We start from the raw sequence: 17,707 nt of genomic DNA, 5'->3' as shown, positions 1-17,707 counted from the left end.
TGACGACCGGTCTAGTGAGCGATGGAGAATCGTTCCATCTGCTGCGTCGGCGGCGCAGGGGCCGGAGGTACGACGGGGGAGAGCGCCGGGCCGGTCGCATGCAGCAGCAGATAGCTGAACAGCAGGGTGGCCAGGACGGCGAGCACGGTGGTCAGCACGCGGCCGGCGATGGCGGCCAGGCGCTGCCGCGTCGTCGGTGCCCGCATGTGGTGCTCGCTTTCGATCGGTCGGCGAAATCGACTACGCCGTCCTTGTCGTACGAACTCGTTGAATCATTAGCAATTGAAGGGCAAATCACAGCGAAACCGCAGGTTGGCAGCGAGGGCAGAAGTAGATGCCGCGCTCACGACGGGACACCCGATCCGACTCGGGCGCGGTCTCGCCGAGCAGCTCGACCTTGATCGGAGTGCCGCAGCGCTGGCACGGTCTGCGGGTGCGGCCATAGGCCAGCGGACGCCACGGCGGCTGGTGCGCGGCAGTGGTGAGGACCCGATGCGCTTCGTTGACGAGTGCGAGCAGATCCGGCACGGCCGCGACCGGGGTGGCCGGGTGCACGCGACGCAGGAAGCACACCTCACTGCGGTAGATATTGCCGATGCCCGCCAAATTGCGCTGATCGAGCAGGGCGATACCGATGGCTTCGCCGGGATGGTTCATGAGCAGGCCAACGGCCTCGGCGGGATCCCAGTCGGGGCCGAGCAGGTCGGGGCCGAGATGGTCGATCGCGCGGTGCTCCTCGCCGCGGCGCAGCACCTCGACGATGCCGAGGGAGAACCCGACAGCCTCCACCTCCTCGGCCGCCAGTACCACGCGGGCGGTGACGCGCGGCTGGGTCCAGCGCTGGCCACAGTGGAACACTCGCCAGCTGCCCTCCATTTTCAAGTGGGTGTGGATACTCACCGTCTCGGTGCGGATGAACAGGTGTTTGCCGTAGCTGCCGACGCTGTCCACCGTTTGTCCGCGCAGATCGACCGTGGCGTAGCGGGGGACGCGGAAGTCGCTGCGGGTCAGCACCTCACCGGCCAGCGCCGCACGCAGGCGTTGTGCGGTGAGGTAGACGGTGTCACCTTCGGGCATCGCCTGTACCGGAGGGTGCGGTGGTCACGGGCGGCCTCGCAGGCGCAAGCCGCGCGGCGTGGCGGCGAAACCTGCATCGGTGAGGAAGGTGGCGAAGGTATTGCCGTGCACGGATTCACCGTCGACCCGGTCGATCACCAGCGAATCGACCCTGCGCTCGTGCACCAGCGCTGCGAGTGCCTGAGTCGCCTGCTGCCGGGCTGCCGGGTCTTCGGTGAAGGTGAGCAACGTCTTACCGCCGCGTTCCAGATACAGAACCAGTTCCCCGCCGACCAGAACCACCAGTGCGCCTGCCTTTCGGCCCGGTCGGTGCCCGGATTCGCCGGAGCCCTTGGGCCAGGACAGTGCGGCGCCATAGGGGTTGGCCGGATCGCAGGCGGCCAATGTCAGCGCCTCGCCCTCTGGTCCACCGCCGGTGCGGTCGGTATCGAAAGACCGCAACCGGTCGACCACGTCGGTGGTGGAGAACTGGGCGCCGCCGAGTGAATCGATGAAATAGCCGCGACGGCACCGGCCGCGGTCCTCGAATTCGGTGAGCACCCGATACATCAGCGCGAAGCCACCCGGTACGCCCTCGCTCTGGACCGAGCCCCTCGTCAGGACGCCGTAGCGCTCCAAGAGCAGGTCGGCGGTGGCATGTGCGCGGATCGTATTGTCGGACAACCGGTCCGGCAGCAGCGACCAGCGTCCGGCGACCGTCGGCGGACCCGAACGCGTCGGCAGCGCCTGGCGCGGGAGGTAGGCCCGGCCACGTGGGGTGCGCCGTGGTGAGCGATGCGCGGTCGGTGTGCGGGTGGAACCGGACAATCGTGCGCGGACAGGGGCGAAGGTGTCGCCGGAGACGAGGCCGGCCCACACCAGATCCCACAGGGCTTGCGCCACCGCGGCGTCATCGAGCAGGCCCGTCGCGTCCGAGAGCTGCCGGAAGAAATAGGCGCCGCCGCCGTGCAGCATCGGTGGCACCCGCATCAGGGCCGGCTGCTCGGCCGGGCCGGAGCCTCCCGTGTCGCTGCCTGTCGGCGTCCCGTCGGCAGGTGGGCGCGATGCCCGTGGTCCCGCAGCGCTGTCCACCGAAGCCGCAGCGCGTCCCGCTGTTGTCTCGTCAGCCGGTAGGGCCGATGCCGCTGACGCCGGCCGACCGTCCGCGGCGGCTGCGGTGCCGCCGGATCTCGACTCGGATCGAGCGCCTTTCGCGCTGCGCCGCGCGGAGCTGGGGTGCGGTTTCGCGGCGGCGTGTCTTTCAGCGGGCGAGTCCAGCGAATTCGAGCCCGATGTAGCGGCGTCCGGGCCGAGCTCCGGTGCGTCGAGGTCTACCGGCACGGCCGATGGCGCAGGCGCTCCTGGCGTCCACGCGGGTAGTTGTGCGCCGAGTGCGGTGAGGAGCCGCAGATGTAGTTCGGTGAGTTCGATGTCGTCGGTAGGCGGCAAGGTGATCGGTGCCTGGTCGGCTGGGTGCAGGGCGATCCAGCCGTCCTTGGCGTTGATGGCACCGTGGCCGGACCAGCGCACCTCGCCGGTGGCCATGAGTTCGTCCAGCATGGCGGGGGAGTAGTCGCGCACCCGGGCGGGCAGCACCAGTGATTCCAGCGCGGACGCGGGCATCGGCACACCGGCCAGCTGCTCCACGGCCGCGGCGACACCGTCGATGCCGCGCAGTTCCCCGGTGCCCAGATGTTGCCAGGCGGGCAGGAAACGGCCGAAGGTGGCGGTGGACACTGGTTCCACTTCGTGGCGTGCGGCTGCCAGACTGCGTCTGCGCAATCGGCGCAGCACCTGGGCGTCGCACCATTCCGAGCCGGAGGCGGCGGGCGTGAATTCGCCTTCCACCACCCGTTTCTCGGCGGCAAGGCGATGCAGGGCACTGGCGGCGACCGCGGTGCCGAGACCGAACCTGGCCGCGACCGCCTCCACTCCGAACGGGCCGTGGGTGCGGGCGTAGCGGGCCACCAGGTCGCCGAGTGGATCGGCGACCGGCTCGATGAAGGCAGCCGGGGTGCCGATGGGCAGCGGCACGCCGAGCGCATCACGCAACCGCGCCGCGTCCTCGACGGCGGCCCACCAGGTGCGACCGGCGAAGGAGACCTCCAGGGCGCGCCGGGCCCGCACCAGCTCGGCGAACCAAGGCGAGGGGTCCTCGCGGCAGCGTTCGGTGGCCTCGGCGGCAGTGAGCGGGCCGAGTAGTCGCAGCAGATCGGCAAGGCCTTCGACGTCGCGCGCCAGTCGCTCTGGTGTGAGCCGCTGCAATTCGCGTTCGGTCTGCTCGATGATCGAAGCGTCGAGCAGTTCCCGCAGCTCCACCCGGCCGAGCAACTCGGCCAGCAGCCCCGAATCCAGCGATAACGCCGCGGCCCGGCGCTCGGCCAGTGGACTGTCGCCGTCGTACATGAACTGGCCGATGTAATCGAACAGCAGTGCGTTGGCGAACGGTGACGGCGTGGCCGTCTCCACTTCGATCAGCCGCACCTGCCGCCGCGCCAGCCTGCCGAGCAGATCGCTCAAGGCGGGCAGATCGTAGACGTCGCGCAGGCATTCGCGCACTGTCTCCAGCAGGATCGGAAAATCCGGGAACTTACGCGCCACGTCCAGTAACTGCGCCGACCGCTGACGCTGCTGCCACAGCGGTGCACGCTTGCCGGGATCACGCCGCGGCAGTAGCAGGGCGCGCGCGGCGCATTCACGGAATCTGGAGGCGAAAAGCGCTGAGCCGCCGACCTGTTCGGTGACGATATCGTCGATCTCATCCGGCTCGAAAGCGAACAGTTCGGCGCCGGGGGGATCGTCGGTGGTATCCGGTAGCCGCACCACGATGCCGTCATCGGAGGCGTTGGGTGCGACGTCGACCCCGAACCGTTCACGCAGCCGGGCGCCCACAGCCAGTGCCCACGGCGCGTGTACAGGCAGCCCGTAGGGGGAGTGCAGTACCAGCCGCCAGTCGCCGAGTTCGTCGCGGAAGCGTTCCACGATGAGTGTGCGGTCGGTCGGCAGCCGTCCGGTCGCATCGCGTTGGTCATCGAGCAGCGCAACCAGATTGGAGGTTGCGTTCTCGTCGAGTCCGGCCGCGCGCACCAGCTCCGCGATGCCGTCACGCCGCAGGTCGCGAGGGGGCGCTGATCGAGGGTGCGAGCCGGCCTCGTGTCGAGAGTCGGATCGGGATTCGGCCTGGCCGTTGCTCGCTGCGGGGTCCGGTGAGTGCGCTCCACGAGCCTCCGCCGACTCGGGCCGCCCGCGCCGACTGCTGCCGCCCGGTGAGACACCGCCGGATTCCTGACCGGCCCGGCGGATGAATTCACCAAGCGCCGCACCCAATTCGGCGGGCCGCCCGAGACCGTCGCCGTGCCAGAACGGCAGTCGCCCCGGCAGGCCGAAGGCGGGCGTCACCAGGACCCGGTCGAAGGTGATCTCCTCGATGCGCCAGCTGGTCGCGCCGAGGGCGAAGACATCGCCGACGCGCGATTCGTAGACCATCTCCTCATCGAGTTCGCCGACCCTGGACGCCTTTTCGCCCACCATGTACACCGCGAACATGCCGCGGTCGGGAATCGCGCCGCCCGAGGTGACCGCGAGCCGCTGCGCACCTGGCCTTCCGGTCAGCGTGCCCGCGTCGCGATCCCAGACCAGGCGCGGGCGCAGTTCGGCGAATTCATCGGAGGGGTACCGCCCGGACAGCAGGTCGAGAACCGATTCGTAGGCCGAACGTGGCAGCGTCGCATAGCTTCCGGTGCCGCGGACCACCTCGAACCAGGTGTCGACGTCGACCGGGTCGAGCGCGCACATCGCGACCGTCTGCTGAGCGAGGATATCGAGTGGGTGGGCCGGGATCTGGATGGCTTCGATCTGCCCGGTGGTCATGCGTTGGGCGGCGACGGCACAGTGGATGACGTCGGTGCGGTGCTTGGGAAAGAGCACCCCGCGTGAGATCTCGCCGACCTGATGACCGGCTCGGCCGATCCGCTGCAACCCACTTGCCACCGACGGCGGCGCCTCCACTTGCACCACCAAGTCGACGGCACCCATATCGATGCCGAGCTCGAGGCTGCTGGTGGCGACCACACAGCGCAGCCGCCCGCTCTTCAGATCGTCCTCGATCAGCGCGCGTTGTTCTTTGCTGACCGAGCCGTGGTGCGCGCGAGCCAGCAGCGGCGCCGCGCCGTGAACCACCTCGGTGGACGGTCCGAGCTGCGCGGGCGGCGCGTGTTCGGTCTCGACCGGATCGCCGGTACGTTCGGCGAACGTCTCGTTCAGGCGCGCGGTGAGCCGTTCGGCCAGTCGGCGCGAATTGGCGAACACGATCGACGACCGGTGCGCGAGCACCAGATCAACGATCGCCTCGTCCACATGCGGCCAGATCGACCCCGGCTGATCCGATGCACCGGGCTCGGTCATATCCGCGACCGGGACCCGCACCGACAGGTCGAAGGTCTTCGGTGCGGGCGGGGACACGATGGTGAGCGGTGCGTTGCCGACCAGGAAGCGCCCGACCTCCTCGGGTGGGCGCACGGTGGCCGAGAGCCCGATCCGCTGCACCGGGCGTTCGGAGAGCAGGTCGAGCCGGGCCAGCGACAACGCCAGATGCGAGCCGCGCTTGGACCCTGCGATGGCGTGTACTTCGTCCACGATCACCGTCCGTACCGTCCGCAGCGTTTCCCTGGCGGCGGAGGTGAGCATGAGGAACAGCGATTCCGGCGTGGTGATCAGGATGTCGGGCGGCGTGCGCTGCATGGTCCGGCGTTCGCTTGCGGTGGTATCGCCGGAGCGCACGCCGACGCTGATGTGCGGTGGGTCGAGACCGAGTCGTTTCGCGGTCTGGGTGATGCCGACCAGCGGGGCACGCAGATTGCGCTCCACGTCGACGGCGAGGGCTTTCAACGGCGAGATGTAGAGCACCGTGGTACCGGCCTCGTCCGACTTCTCCCCGCCCGCCAGCTGATCAATCGCCCACAGGAACGCCGACAATGTCTTACCCGACCCGGTCGGGGCGACGACAAGAGTGTGTTCACCGGCCGCGATCGCCCGCCACGCGCCGAGCTGGGCGTCGGTCGGCGCGGGGAAGGCGCCGTCGAACCACTCCCGGGTCGCGGTGGAGAACTCGGTCATGAGTTCAGTGTGCACCCCGGCACCGACACGAACACCGCGACCAGCGCCGATCCCCGTACCCTGCACCTGTGCCCGGCGTGCTGAAACTCGACCTGATCGGCCATGGTGTGACCGAGGCCATGCGCCGCGCGCGTTTCCCCGACGACGAGCCGCTCACCGAATCCGGCCGCAGCGCACTCGGGCCGTATCGCCCGACTGCCGACGCGGTGGTGCTGGTCGCCCCTGAGCGCCGCGCCATCGACACCGCGCAGGCGCTGGACCTGTCAGGCACCGCCGAACCCGCCTTGCGTGACCTCGATGCAGGTAGCTGGCGCGGTCGCGAACTAGCCGCGCTCGCACCCGGCGAAGCACACGCCTGGCTCACCGACCCGGGGTTTCGCGGGCACGGCGGTGAATCGATCAGTGATGTCGTCGACCGCGTAGCGGCATGGCTCGGCGCAATCGCCGACACCGGCCGATCCACGGTCGCCGTCACCCACCCGGCGGTGATCCGGGCAGCATTGTTGGTGGCGCTCGATGCGCCCGCGGCGTCTTTCTGGCGTCTCGACATTCCGCAGGGCCGGGCCATCCGGCTGCACTACCGGGGCGCCTGGACCGTGCGATTCGGTCGCTGAACGACGGACGTCGGTCAGCTGCGGCTACGCACCGCAGAAGTCTCCGTACCCGTAGCGAGCAGCATCCGGACCGCATCGGTGACCAACCGCGCCGACAGCGATGGATCGACGGCGCGCTGGATGCCGAGGCCGATTCCCATGCTCAGCACCGCGCCCGCCGCGTCCATTGCGGGCAATGGCAGCTCGATGCCCGCGGAATCGGCGAGGATCTGGACCTGTGCGGCGACCGCGCCGCGGACGGCATCGAGGCTCGATACCAACTCGGCGTTCAGCTGCGGATCGTCCCGCGCGACGATGGCGAACTCGAATTCGAGCATGGTCCACCCGACGTCGCCCAGGGTGCGTTCGGCCCACTCCTGCAGGCGTTCGAGCTGGTCGTCCAGGCCGGTCCCGGCGGCGAGCAGGGTGGTGATCTCGCCGAACTTCGTCTCGTGGATCAAATCGAGTACTTCGAGGCACAGCTGCTTCTTGGTGCGGAAGTTCGAATACACCGCTCCTTTGGAGTAGCCGGCCGCCTCTGCGACCCGGTCGAGGCTGGTCCGGGCATAGCCGTCGGTCAGGAACAGATCGCGTGCGGTGGCGATCAAGTCGGCGCGGGTGCGCGCCTGACTTTCGGACCGGGTCAGTCGAGCCATAGCACCGATTCTAGATTCCTCCAGGATTCAGATACCGACAGTATCCGAAATCTGCTAGTGTCTGAAAACATGAGTAACAACAACAGGTCACAACGCCGTGGCCTGGCCATCGGATGCGGTGGCACCCTCGGTGCCGCCTGGATCGTGGCCGCGCTCGCTTCGGTGCGCGACGCGCTGGACTGGGACCCGCGCACCGCGGACGTACTGATCGGCACCTCGGCCGGCGCGGAGCTGGTGACCATGCTCGGAAGCGGCATCGGTGTCGACGAGCTGGTATCGATGCAGCGTGGCACTACCTCGAATCCGATCCTGGCCGCGCATATGCGCGATGAACCCGGCCGTTTCCCGCCACTGCCCCGGCTGCGGTGGAAACCGTCGCGACTGGCCGTGCGCGGCCCCGCCTCCGGGCAGCGGCTGCTGACCGCGGGTAGCACCCTCCTGCCGGTCGGTGGTGGTGACGCGGGCTGGTTGCAGCGGCTGGCCGAAGATGTCGCGCCCGGTCAGAATTGGGTGTCACATCCGGCGACCTGGCTGGTGAGTATGGACACCGCGACCGGCGAACGCGTCCCCTTCGGCGCTCCCGATGCGCCGGCCGCCACAGTGGGCGAGGCATTGCGTGCTTCCTGGGCGATTCCCGGCTGGTACCCGCCGGTGACGATCGGTTCCCGCCGCTTCGTCGACGGCGGCGCGGGCTCCACCGCGTCGGTGGACCTGCTCGCCGGACAGCAGCTCGACGAGGTGATCGTGCTCGCCCCGATGGCGTCGGCCGAACGCATTCCCGCCTCCGGCCCCGGGCATCTGCTCGAACGTCAGCTTCGCGACCGGATGAGCGCCCAACTCGCCACCGAGATCGCCACTCTGCGGGCCACCGGGACCCGGGTGCTGTCGCTCGGCGCGACCGCAGACGACCTCGCGGTCATGGGCCCCAACTTCATGGACGGCCGTCGCCGCCTCGCCACCTTCGAGCACAGTCTGAACAGCACCCGCCGGGCGCTGGAGCACGCCGCGCTCGTGTGAGCGATCTGGCCAGGAGGCGGTCGCGCCGCGCTTCCATACCCGGGCCCCGATCAGGCGCCGACAGAAACATTCTGAGGAGAGCGGAAATGGGAATTCTCGGCCACGGATACCCCGGCATCGACCTGGCCGCCGCGACGGTGCTGATCACCGGCGCCGGTCGCGGCATCGGTCAGGCGACGGCGGAAATGTTCGCCGCCAAGGGATCCGACGTGGTGATCGCCGATGTGGACCTCGTCGCGGCCGAGGCAGCAGCCGCCGCGATCGGTGCGCGTGCCTTCGGCCTCGATGTGCGTTCGCGGGCCGACTGGGACTCCGTTGTCGCCGAGACCGGTGCGGTCGACGTCCTCGTCAACAATGCCGGTGTCATGCCCGCGGGCGCCTTCCTCGACGAATCCGACGAGGTCGGCCACGCGACCATGGACATCAATGTGTGGGGCCTTATCCACGGTATGCGTGCGGCGGTGCCCGGCATGGTCGAGCGCGGCCGCGGCCATGTGGTGAACGTGGCCTCCCTCGCGGGCAAGGTGCCGGTGCCGGGTCTAGCGGTCTACAACGCCAGCAAGTTCGCCGCGGTCGGTCTCTCGGCCGCCACCCGGCTGGAATTCGCCGAGCACGGCGTCAGCGTCAGCGCAGTGCTGCCCTCGGCGGTACGAACCCGCCTGTCCTCCGGCCTCACCCTCGGTCGCGGTATGCCGACCGTCGATCCGGCCGACGTGGCCGAGGCGATCGTGCAGACCTGCCGCACCCGCCGCGCCGAGGTTGCCGTGCCCAACTATCTCGGCCCGATCGACATCGCGTTGGCCGCGGCACCGGAACGCGCGGTTCGCCTGGTGCGCAATCTCTTCGACGGCAACCGCGCGCTGCACCCGGCCGATGAGCAGACCAGGGCCGCCTACGAAGCCCAGGTCCGCTCGATCACCTGAGCGGGCTCAGCCGAACTCGATACCCTGGGCCAGCGGCAGGTCGTCGGAGTAGTTGATGGTGTTGGTGGCGCGGCGCATATAGGCCTTCCAGGAATCGGACCCGGATTCGCGCCCGCCACCGGTCTGCTTCTCGCCGCCGAAAGCGCCGCCGATCTCCGCGCCCGAGGTGCCGATATTCACGTTGGCGATGCCGCAGTCGGAGCCGTCGGCGGCGAGGAAACGTTCGGCCTCGCGCTGATCGGTGGTGAACACCGACGACGAAAGCCCCTGCGGCACCGCATTGTGCAACTCGACCGCGGTATCGAAATCGTGATAGGTGAGCACGTACAGGATCGGTGCGAAGGTCTCCTCCCGCACCACCGCGGTCTGGGTGGGCATGCGGATGATCGCCGGACGCACGTAGTAGGCGTTGTCGCCGAAACCTTCCACTCGTTCACCGCCGCAGATCAATTCGCCGCCGTCGGCGAGCGCGCGGTCGATCGCGGCGGTCATGCCCGCGTAGGCCCGGCCGTCGATCAGCGGCCCGACCAGGACACCGGGCTCCAGCGGATTGCCCACGCGCAGTTGCAGGTATGCGCTCTCCAGCAGGTCCGTCAGCGGGCCTGCCACGTCGGTGTGCACGATCAGCCGCCGCAAGCTCGTGCAGCGCTGCCCGGCGGTGCCCGCCGCCGCGAAGACGATGCCGCGTGCCGCCAGCTCCAGATCCGCCGACTCGGTCACGATCGCCGCGTTGTTACCGCCCAGCTCCAGCAGGCAGCGCCCGAGACGCCCCGCGACTCGCGGGGCGACCGTGCGGCCCATCCGCACCGAACCCGTCGCACTCAGCAACGCCACGCGCTCGTCGTCTACCAGACGTTCGCCGGCCTCCGCGCCGCCGAGGATCAACTGATGAACCTGAGGATCGGCGCCGACATCGGCCGCGGCGCGGCGCAGCAGCGCATGGCAGGCCAGTCCGGTCAGCGGTGTGGTCTCCGACGGCTTCCACACCACGGTGTCACCACAGACCAACGCGATCGCGGTATTCCAGGCCCACACCGCGACCGGGAAGTTGAACGCCGAGATCACTCCGACCACGCCCAGCGGATGCCAGGTTTCCATCAGCCGGTGGCCCGGACGCTCCGACGGCATCGTCCGCCCGTAGAGCTGACGGGACAGTCCGACGGCGAATTCGCAGACATCGATCATCTCCTGCACCTCGCCGACCGCCTCGGCGCCGATCTTGCCCGCCTCCAGCGTGACCAGCTCGCCCAGCAGGTCCTTATGGGCCTCGAGCAATACGGCGAGCCTGCGTACCAGCGCGCCGCGCACCGGTGCGGGTACCGTGCGCCAGGTCCGAAACGCGGTGGCGGCCCGATCGATCGCGGCCTCGACGTCGTCGGGGGAGTCCGGTCGCAGGGTGGCCAGCTGCCCGCCGGTGATGGGGGTGCGGGCCACCAGCGTGCCCGGTATCGGCGGTTCGGCGCCCAGCGCGTCGAGCAGTGCTTCGGCGCGGCCCGGGAGTACTCGGGTCGAGTGTTCACCGACGATGTGGGTCATCTGGGTCCTCCGCTTCGACGTGGGTGACCGGTGTGCGCGGCGCTCCGGTCGCGGAATGAACGATTACAAGTTTTCTGCACGGGCCGCGTTGGCTGCGTTAGCCTTCGCTGATGGCGGAAACACCGGCAAAGCCCGTTCTCGACGATATCGATCGGCTACTGATTCGCGAGTTGATGGCCGATGGCCGGGCGACCCTGTCGAATCTGGCCGAGAAGGCGAGCCTGTCGGTGTCGGCCGTGCAGTCACGGGTGCGCAGGTTGGAAGCGCGAGGCGTGATCCGGGGCTATACCGCGAACGTCGATCCCGAGGCGCTGGGGCATCTGCTGTCGGCATTCGTCGCGATCACTCCTCTCGACCCGTCGCAACCCGATGACGCGCCCGCATTGTTGCAGCAGGTCCCCGGAATCGAGGCGTGCCACTCGGTAGCGGGCGATGAGAGTTATGTGCTGCTGGTGCGGGTGGCCTCGCCCCGCCATCTCGAGCAGCTGCTGCAGGAGATCCGGGCGACCGCCAATGTGCGCACGCGAAGCACCATCATCTTGCAGACATTCTACGACAGGTAGGGCTTGACCGGAGTTTCTCCGTTTTGTTGTAGCGATTTCGCTAAATCTTTCGTACCCTGCGGATGTGACCATCGAACTGGAGCGCACCCGCTCGGATGGTGACGAGGTATCGGTCACCACCGCCACCCGGGTCCACGAGATCTTGTCGGCGAGCATCCTCGCCGATGGCTTCGAGCTGGTTTTGGACCTTCGACAATCGCAGGGCCGCCAGCTCGTCGACGAACGCGACGGCAGCACCTACCTGGACATGTTCGGCTTCTTCGCCTCCAACGCTCTCGGCATGAACCATCCGGCGCTCGCCGGTGACGAGGCGTTCGTCGCCGAGCTCGCCACCGCCGCACTCAACAAGCCGAGCAACTCCGACATCTACACCGTGGCCATGGCCCGCTTCGTGCAGACCTTCGTCCGGGTGCTCGGCGATCCCCGGCTCCCGCATCTGTTCTTCATCGACGGCGGCGGCCTCGCGGTGGAGAACGCGCTCAAGGTGGCTTTCGACTGGAAGAGCAGGCATAACGAAAGCCACGGCCGATCACCGCGACTGGGCACCAAAGTGATGCATCTGACCGGCGCCTTCCACGGCCGCACCGGCTACACCCTGTCGCTGACCAATACCGATCCGGCCAAGACCGCGCGCTTCCCTGCCTTCGACTGGCCGCGCATCGACGCGCCGTATCTGGGTGCGGGCGGCGATATTGCGGTCGCGGAGCAGCAGGCGCTCGACCAGGCCACCCTGGCCTTCGCCGGGAACCCGCACGACATCGCATGTTTCATCGCCGAACCCATCCAGGGTGAGGGCGGCGACCGGCATCTGCGTCCCGAATTCCTCCAGGCGATGCAGCGGCTGTGCCATGACAACGATGCGCTGTTCGTGCTCGACGAGGTGCAGACCGGGGTCGGCATGACCGGAACGACCTGGGCCTACCAGCAATTGGGGCTCGCACCGGACGTGGTCGCATTCGGTAAGAAGACCCAGGTCTGTGGCGTGATGGCAGGTGGACGCGTCGACGAGGTACCCGACAACGTATTCGCGGTCAGTTCCCGGCTGAACTCCACCTGGGGTGGCAATCTCACCGATATGGTGCGCACCCGCCGGATCCTCGAGGTGATCGAGCGCGACGGGCTCATCGATCGATCGCGGCTGCTCGGCACCCACCTGTTGGACCGGCTCACCGCCCTGGCGGACCGGCACCCGACGGTGACCGAACCTCGTGGTCGAGGCCTAATGTGCGCGATCGACCTGCCGGACACCCGGTTCCGTGACGACGTGCTCACCCAGCTGCGTGAACGCGAACATGTGCTGCTCCTGGGCACCGGTGAACGCGGCATCCGGTTCCGTCCGCCGTTGACGGTCACCGCCGAGGAACTCGACGCCGCGGTCTCGGCGGTGGATCGGGTACTGACCGACCTCGACTGAGCGCGATTCGGCTCGAACGGGTTTCGCGCTGTTTCGGCGCGGACAGCTGCGCTACCGGCTGGTTATCCCTAGGGTGCCTGCCATGTCCTCCGCTCAGCACTTCATTCAGTCGCGGGTTCCGTGCGTGAATCGTCGTCGGGCACCCCTTGCCGCCTCGCTCGCGGTGGTCGCCGCCGTCGCCGGTTGCTCCACCAGCGAAGCGGGCTCGGTTCAGCACACCGAAACCACCACCGGCGCGACGACCTCGGCGCCGCCACCCCATCTGGCCGACCTGCTACCGGGTATGCCGCCGCCGCTGTCGGATACCGACGTCTACGCGGCCAACCGGGAACTCGATCCGTCGGTCGCCGACCACCGGCCGCTGGTCTATGTGCCCAATAGTGAATCGAATTCGGTCACGGTGATCGACCCGGCGACCTTCCAAGTGGTCGATACCTTCCCCGCGGGTGGGCTGGAGCCACAGCATGTGGTCCCGTCCTACGACATGCAGACGCTGTATGTCACCAACGACCTGCCCATCGGCGGCGGCAGCCTGTTGCCGATCGACCCGCGGACCGGTACGCCGGGGCAGCCGATTCCGGTGCGCGACCCCTACAACATGTATTACACCCCGGACGGCAAGTTCGCCCTCGTCGTCGCCGAGGCGGATAAGTCGCTGGATTTCTACGACCCCGAGACCTGGCAGAAGCTGCACGGCGTCCCGGTGCCCGACTGCGCGGGCGTCGACCATATGGACTTCACAGCCGACGGCCGGTTCGCGCTGGCCAGTTGCGAGTTCATCGGCCGGATGCTGGTTTTCGATGTCGCCGAACGCAAGCCGATCAGGACGATCGATCTGCCCGGCGGCCGGTCCGGCAAACCGCAGGACGTCAAACTCTCGCCGGACGGTAAGCAGTTCTTCGTCGCCGATATGGTTGCCAACGGCATGTACGTCTTCGACGCGCTCACCTTCGAGAACACCGGCTTCATCCCCACCGGCCACGGCGCACACGGGCTCTACATCACCCGTGACTCGAAGCAGATGATCATCACCAACCGGCACGAGGGCAGCATCTCGGTCTGGGACTTCGCCCAAGACAAGCTGGTGCACAAATGGTTCCTGCCCGGCGGCGGCAGCCCGGACATGGGCAATATCTCCGCCGACGGCCGCGTCTTCTGGGTCTCGGGTCGTCACCACGGCGAGGTCTATGCCATCGACATCATCGACTGGAAGCTGCTGGCACGGATTCCGGTCGGTAAGGGTGCGCACGGACTCACGGTGTGGCCGCAGCCGGGGCGTTACTCCACCGGGCATACCGGGGTGATGCGCTGAGATATGGCGGAAAGGGCTCAGTCCACCCGACGCGGACTCAGCCCGAGCGCGCCCTCGGTGAAGCGGTGAACGGCCGTCAGCCCGGCATCGAGGGCGTCGGTATAACCGGGTCGGGACCAGCCGGCGATCTCGGCCGAACCGTCCGTGCTCGGGGTGACCACGATCTCGGCGACCAGTTCGGCGGTGGTGGGTTCGCATACCGCCCACGAGTAGTGGGTTTCGGCGTCCCACTGGCCGTTGCGGCGCAGAACGTAATCCGGGTCGGTGATACCGCCCTCGGCGAGCGCCGGGCGATCATCGATGCGTTCGTCGGCCCGGAGGGCGCGCAGGTACCAGGAGCCGGCGTTGATCTCGATCGGTTCCATCAGCTCTCTTCGTGTGTCAGGTGGTGGCCGCCACGATATCGCCCAGCGTGACATGCGCCGCGCGCCGCCCGATTTCGAGCGCCTGCGCCAGCAGATCGGTATCGCGGGCCGCGCTGTCGACGGCGGGCGAGCCCGCGGGCGGGTGGATCTGCAGGACGGCATCGCCGAGGCCGGTCAGCACTCGATCCTCCACCGACTGCTGCTGTGGGCGCTCCAACCAGGCCCGGTAGGCGCCCGGTGCACGCACCCGCAGATACGCGCCACCGACGACGGAATGGATCCGCGATGCGGGCGGACGCCGCTCGTCCATGCGTCGGGTGCGCAACACCACCGCATGGGTCGCGCCCGAACGCAGTGCGGTACGGATCGGCACGGTCTCGGCCAGTCCGCCGTCGAGGTAGAACGCGTCGCCGAGCGGGACCGGTGGCCCGGCCAGGATCGGCAGGCCCGCGGAGGCCCGCAGCGCGGTCATGAGGGTGTGCTTGTCCACGATGTGGCGGCTCAGATCGACCGCGAGCCCGGTGCGGACATCGGTGGCCACCGGATGGAAGGTGGTGGGGTTGGCCAGGATGGCCGGGAAGTCCATCGGCTCGATGCCGTCGTAGACCTGATGCACCAGATACCGCAGATCGAAGGCCGGGCGTCCACGCAGCAGCCTGGCCGGGTCGATGGCGCGGCGCATGATGGCCGGATCGGTCCACGACCGCATACCGGGCTCCGCCCGACCGCACAGCAGCCACGCCCCGTTGATGGCGCCGGCCGAGGTGCCGTAGACGGCGTCGAACACCGAGCCAAGCCCCAGCTGTTCGAGTCCGTGCACCATGCCGCTGGAATACACACCGCGGCTGCCGCCACCCTCGACGACGAGCACCAACCGGTGTCCGTCGGTACGGCTACCGGATTCGACGCGGGTACGAATGACCTCCGCGACGGCGGGCGTAGAGCTGGTCACCCGACCACGATACTGGGTTTATTTGCCGCTGGCGCGGCGTGTTCACGGCCCCTGGTGTCTCGCGTTTCCGCTACCGCTGCTTGCCTTCGGCTTGCGCAGCGGCAGCGGAAACGCGAGACGGGCCGCGAACCGGGGCTCCTCGGGGTCGCCTCTCCAGTGTCTGCAACTGGGTTGCGTTTCCGTGAGCGCTGCTGTCGTCGACTCGTGGAGCGTTGGCGGAACGCGAATGGGGCTCCTCAGGTCGCCCTGTGGAGCCCCATTCGCGAGGGTCTTACTTGATCTCGGCGAGCACCGTGCCCTGAGTGATGGCGGCACCGGCTTCCACCGCAAGGCCGGTGACCACACCGGCCTTGTGCGCGTTGACCGGGTTTTCCATCTTCATGGCCTCGAGCACCACGATCAGGTCGCCGGCCTCGACGGTCTGGCCTTCCTCGACCGCGACCTTGACGACGGTGCCCTGCATCGGCGCGGTGACCGAGTCACCCGATGCCGCGCCGCCGCCCGTGCCGCCACGCTTGCGCGCCTTGGGCTTCTTGCGGATCACGCCTGCGCCGTTACCGCCCGCGCCTGCGGCGCCCGCACCGACGGTGAAGTTGCCGGGCAGCGAGACCTCGACGCGACGGCCGCCGACCTCGACGACCACCTTCTGCCGCGGGCCGTCCTCGTCCTCGTCGAGGGGAGCGCCACCGGTGTAGGGCTCGACGGTGTTGTTCCACTCGTTTTCGATCCACTTGGTGTAGACGTCGAACTTCTCGCCGTCACCGATGAAGGCGGGATCTTCGACGATCGCGCGGTGGAACGGGATGACGGTGGCCAGGCCCTCGACGTGGAACTCGGCCAGCGCGCGCCGCGCCCGCTCCAGCGCCTCGGTGCGGTTCGCGCCGGTGACGATCAGCTTGGCGAGCATCGAGTCGAACTGGCCGCCGATCACGCTGCCCTGCACCACACCGGAGTCCACGCGCACACCGGGGCCGGTGGGCTCGGAGTACACGGTGACCGGGCCGGGAGCGGGCAGGAATCCGCGACCGGCGTCCTCGCCGTTGATCCGGAACTCGAACGAGTGCCCGCGCGGAGTCGGGTCTTCGGTGATCGAGAGTTCTTCGCCGTTGGCGATGCGGAACTGCTGGCGCACCAGGTCGATACCGGCGGTCTCCTCGGTGACCGGGTGCTCGACCTGCAGGCGGGTGTTCACCTCGAGGAACGACACGGTGTCGCCCTGCACCAGGTACTCAACGGTGCCGGCGCCGTAGTAGTGGGCTTCCTTGCAGATGGCCTTGGCCGAGGCGTGGATGCGCGCACGCTGATCATCGGTGAGGAACGGCGCGGGCGCCTCCTCGACCAGCTTCTGGAATCGGCGCTGCAGCGAGCAGTCACGGGTGCCCGCGACCACGACGTTGCCGTGCTTGTCGGCGATGACCTGCGCCTCGACGTGGCGGGCCTTGTCCAGGTACTGCTCGACGAAGCACTCACCGCGACCGAAGGCGGCGACCGCCTCGCGGGTGGCCGACTCGAACAGCTCGGGGATCTCCTCGATGGTGTGGGCGACCTTCATGCCGCGGCCACCACCACCGAAGGCGGCCTTGATGGCCACCGGGACGCCGTACTGCTTCGCGAACTCGACGACCTCGTCGGCGTTCTTGACCGGGTCCTTGGTGCCCGCGGCCATCGGCGCCTTGGCGCGCTCGGCGATGTGGCGTGCGGTGACCTTGTCACCGAGGTCGCGAATGGACTGCGGCGACGGGCCGATCCAGATCAGCCCGGCGTCGAGGACGGCCTGGGCGAAGTCGGCATTCTCGGAAAGGAATCCGTAGCCGGGGTGGATGGCGTCCGCACCGGACTTGGCGGCGGCATCGAGGATCTTGTCGAACACCAGGTACGACTCTGCCGACGTCTGTCCACCGAGGGCGAAGGCCTCATCGGCGAGCTTGACGAACGGGGCATCGGCATCGGGTTCGGCGTATACCGCGACGCTCCCGATACCGGCATCCTTGGCCGCCCGGATCACGCGCACGGCGATCTCGCCTCGATTAGCTACGAGTACCTTCGTGATCTGCGCGCTGGCATGGCTGGGCACTGAGCCTCCTGTGCAATCTTCTCTGTGGTCGCCCCTGGTCGACAACTTTTCATCTGGGGCGAGTGTAGGCAGTCTGCCAATAGACGCCGAACTCGGATAGTCCTACCGAAGAGTAGGTCGTGGATCACACC

The 17,707-nt window shown here is 68.4% G+C and carries 14 protein-coding genes; 6 read left to right on the top strand and 8 right to left on the bottom strand.

Annotated elements, in window-relative coordinates:
* Nucleotides 1-11: 11 nt before the first annotated feature.
* The 3 genes from ACFXNW_RS24940 to ACFXNW_RS24930 all read right to left on the bottom strand — a co-directional run bounded on the left by ACFXNW_RS24940 (nt 12) and on the right by ACFXNW_RS24930 (nt 6,171).
* Entirely contained in the window at nt 12-206 is a 195-nt protein-coding gene (locus ACFXNW_RS24940) for a hypothetical protein (protein WP_379420212.1), read from the bottom strand.
* A gap of 88 nt (nt 207-294) precedes the next feature.
* A complete protein-coding gene (locus ACFXNW_RS24935; protein WP_379420211.1) occupies nt 295-1,077 on the bottom strand; it encodes a DNA-formamidopyrimidine glycosylase family protein in 783 nt (260 codons plus the stop codon).
* A 24-nt stretch (nt 1,078-1,101) separates the two neighbouring features.
* Nucleotides 1,102-6,171 (bottom strand): ATP-dependent helicase, encoded by a 5,070-nt coding sequence (locus ACFXNW_RS24930; protein ID WP_379420210.1) that lies wholly within the window; start codon nt 6,169-6,171, stop codon nt 1,102-1,104.
* Nucleotides 6,172-6,239: 68 nt separating this feature from the next.
* Here ACFXNW_RS24930 and ACFXNW_RS24925 point away from each other — a divergent pair, with 68 nt between their 5' ends.
* Entirely contained in the window at nt 6,240-6,785 is a 546-nt protein-coding gene (locus ACFXNW_RS24925; RefSeq protein ID WP_379420209.1) for a histidine phosphatase family protein, read from the top strand.
* 14 nt (nt 6,786-6,799) lie between these two features.
* On the opposite strand, the gene ACFXNW_RS24920 is transcribed toward ACFXNW_RS24925, so the two are convergent.
* Nucleotides 6,800-7,420 (bottom strand): TetR/AcrR family transcriptional regulator, encoded by a 621-nt coding sequence (locus ACFXNW_RS24920; protein WP_379420208.1) that lies wholly within the window; start codon nt 7,418-7,420, stop codon nt 6,800-6,802.
* 69 nt (nt 7,421-7,489) lie between these two features.
* On the opposite strand from ACFXNW_RS24920, the gene ACFXNW_RS24915 reads away from it, so the two are divergent.
* Together ACFXNW_RS24915 and ACFXNW_RS24910 are read left to right on the top strand one after the other, a co-directional pair.
* Nucleotides 7,490-8,437, top strand: a complete 948-nt coding sequence (locus ACFXNW_RS24915; RefSeq protein ID WP_379420207.1) for a patatin-like phospholipase family protein — start codon at nt 7,490-7,492, stop codon at nt 8,435-8,437.
* A gap of 86 nt (nt 8,438-8,523) precedes the next feature.
* Nucleotides 8,524-9,360: an SDR family oxidoreductase gene (locus ACFXNW_RS24910; protein ID WP_379420206.1), complete on the top strand. Its 837-nt coding sequence runs from the start codon at nt 8,524-8,526 to the stop codon at nt 9,358-9,360.
* Nucleotides 9,361-9,366: 6 nt separating this feature from the next.
* Here ACFXNW_RS24910 and ACFXNW_RS24905 read toward each other — a convergent pair whose 3' ends face one another.
* On the bottom strand, nt 9,367-10,896 hold the full coding sequence (locus ACFXNW_RS24905; RefSeq protein WP_379420205.1) for an aldehyde dehydrogenase family protein: 1,530 nt from the start codon (nt 10,894-10,896) through the stop codon (nt 9,367-9,369).
* Nucleotides 10,897-11,006: 110 nt separating this feature from the next.
* On the opposite strand from ACFXNW_RS24905, the gene ACFXNW_RS24900 reads away from it, so the two are divergent.
* The 3 genes from ACFXNW_RS24900 (at nt 11,007) to ACFXNW_RS24890 (ending at nt 14,185) form a co-directional block, all read left to right on the top strand.
* Entirely contained in the window at nt 11,007-11,459 is a 453-nt protein-coding gene (locus ACFXNW_RS24900) for an Lrp/AsnC family transcriptional regulator (RefSeq protein ID WP_163825970.1), read from the top strand.
* Between the two features lie 64 nt (nt 11,460-11,523).
* On the top strand, nt 11,524-12,873 hold the full coding sequence (gene lat, locus ACFXNW_RS24895; protein ID WP_379420204.1) for an L-lysine 6-transaminase: 1,350 nt from the start codon (nt 11,524-11,526) through the stop codon (nt 12,871-12,873).
* Between the two features lie 124 nt (nt 12,874-12,997).
* Nucleotides 12,998-14,185 (top strand): hypothetical protein, encoded by a 1,188-nt coding sequence (locus ACFXNW_RS24890; protein WP_379420203.1) that lies wholly within the window; start codon nt 12,998-13,000, stop codon nt 14,183-14,185.
* A gap of 17 nt (nt 14,186-14,202) precedes the next feature.
* Here ACFXNW_RS24890 and ACFXNW_RS24885 read toward each other — a convergent pair whose 3' ends face one another.
* The 3 genes from ACFXNW_RS24885 to ACFXNW_RS24875 all read right to left on the bottom strand — a co-directional run bounded on the left by ACFXNW_RS24885 (nt 14,203) and on the right by ACFXNW_RS24875 (nt 17,576).
* Complete coding sequence (locus tag ACFXNW_RS24885) at nt 14,203-14,550, bottom strand: hypothetical protein (protein WP_379420202.1); 348 nt, start codon at nt 14,548-14,550, stop codon at nt 14,203-14,205.
* A gap of 16 nt (nt 14,551-14,566) precedes the next feature.
* Nucleotides 14,567-15,502: a patatin family protein gene (locus tag ACFXNW_RS24880; protein ID WP_379420201.1), complete on the bottom strand. Its 936-nt coding sequence runs from the start codon at nt 15,500-15,502 to the stop codon at nt 14,567-14,569.
* Nucleotides 15,503-15,773: 271 nt separating this feature from the next.
* The gene (locus ACFXNW_RS24875) at nt 15,774-17,576 is read right to left on the bottom strand and encodes an acetyl/propionyl/methylcrotonyl-CoA carboxylase subunit alpha (protein ID WP_379420200.1); all 1,803 of its coding nucleotides are present in this window, start codon (nt 17,574-17,576) and stop codon (nt 15,774-15,776) included.
* Between the last annotated feature and the right edge of the window lie 131 nt (nt 17,577-17,707).

The sequence above is a fragment of the Nocardia sp. NPDC059180 genome (assembly GCF_042754945.1).
Taxonomy (GTDB): Bacteria; Actinomycetota; Actinomycetes; order Mycobacteriales; family Mycobacteriaceae; genus Nocardia.
Note: the sequence above shows the minus strand (reverse complement) of the source record. Positions and strands in the feature narration are given on the sequence as shown.

Bases quoted from the DNA above. Each gene is read 5' to 3' on its own strand.
- ACFXNW_RS24935 (WP_379420211.1), bottom strand. From the start codon at position 1,077: ATGCCCGAAGGTGACACCGTCTACCTCACCGCACAACGCCTGCGTGCG.
- ACFXNW_RS24940 (WP_379420212.1), bottom strand. From the start codon at position 206: ATGCGGGCACCGACGACGCGGCAGCGCCTGGCCGCCATCGCCGGCCGC.
- ACFXNW_RS24905 (WP_379420205.1), bottom strand. From the start codon at position 10,896: ATGACCCACATCGTCGGTGAACACTCGACCCGAGTACTCCCGGGCCGC.
- ACFXNW_RS24910 (WP_379420206.1), top strand. From the start codon at position 8,524: ATGGGAATTCTCGGCCACGGATACCCCGGCATCGACCTGGCCGCCGCG.
- ACFXNW_RS24900 (WP_163825970.1), top strand. From the start codon at position 11,007: ATGGCGGAAACACCGGCAAAGCCCGTTCTCGACGATATCGATCGGCTA.
- ACFXNW_RS24930 (WP_379420210.1), bottom strand. From the start codon at position 6,171: ATGACCGAGTTCTCCACCGCGACCCGGGAGTGGTTCGACGGCGCCTTC.
- ACFXNW_RS24885 (WP_379420202.1), bottom strand. From the start codon at position 14,550: ATGGAACCGATCGAGATCAACGCCGGCTCCTGGTACCTGCGCGCCCTC.
- ACFXNW_RS24920 (WP_379420208.1), bottom strand. From the start codon at position 7,420: ATGGCTCGACTGACCCGGTCCGAAAGTCAGGCGCGCACCCGCGCCGAC.
- ACFXNW_RS24915 (WP_379420207.1), top strand. From the start codon at position 7,490: ATGAGTAACAACAACAGGTCACAACGCCGTGGCCTGGCCATCGGATGC.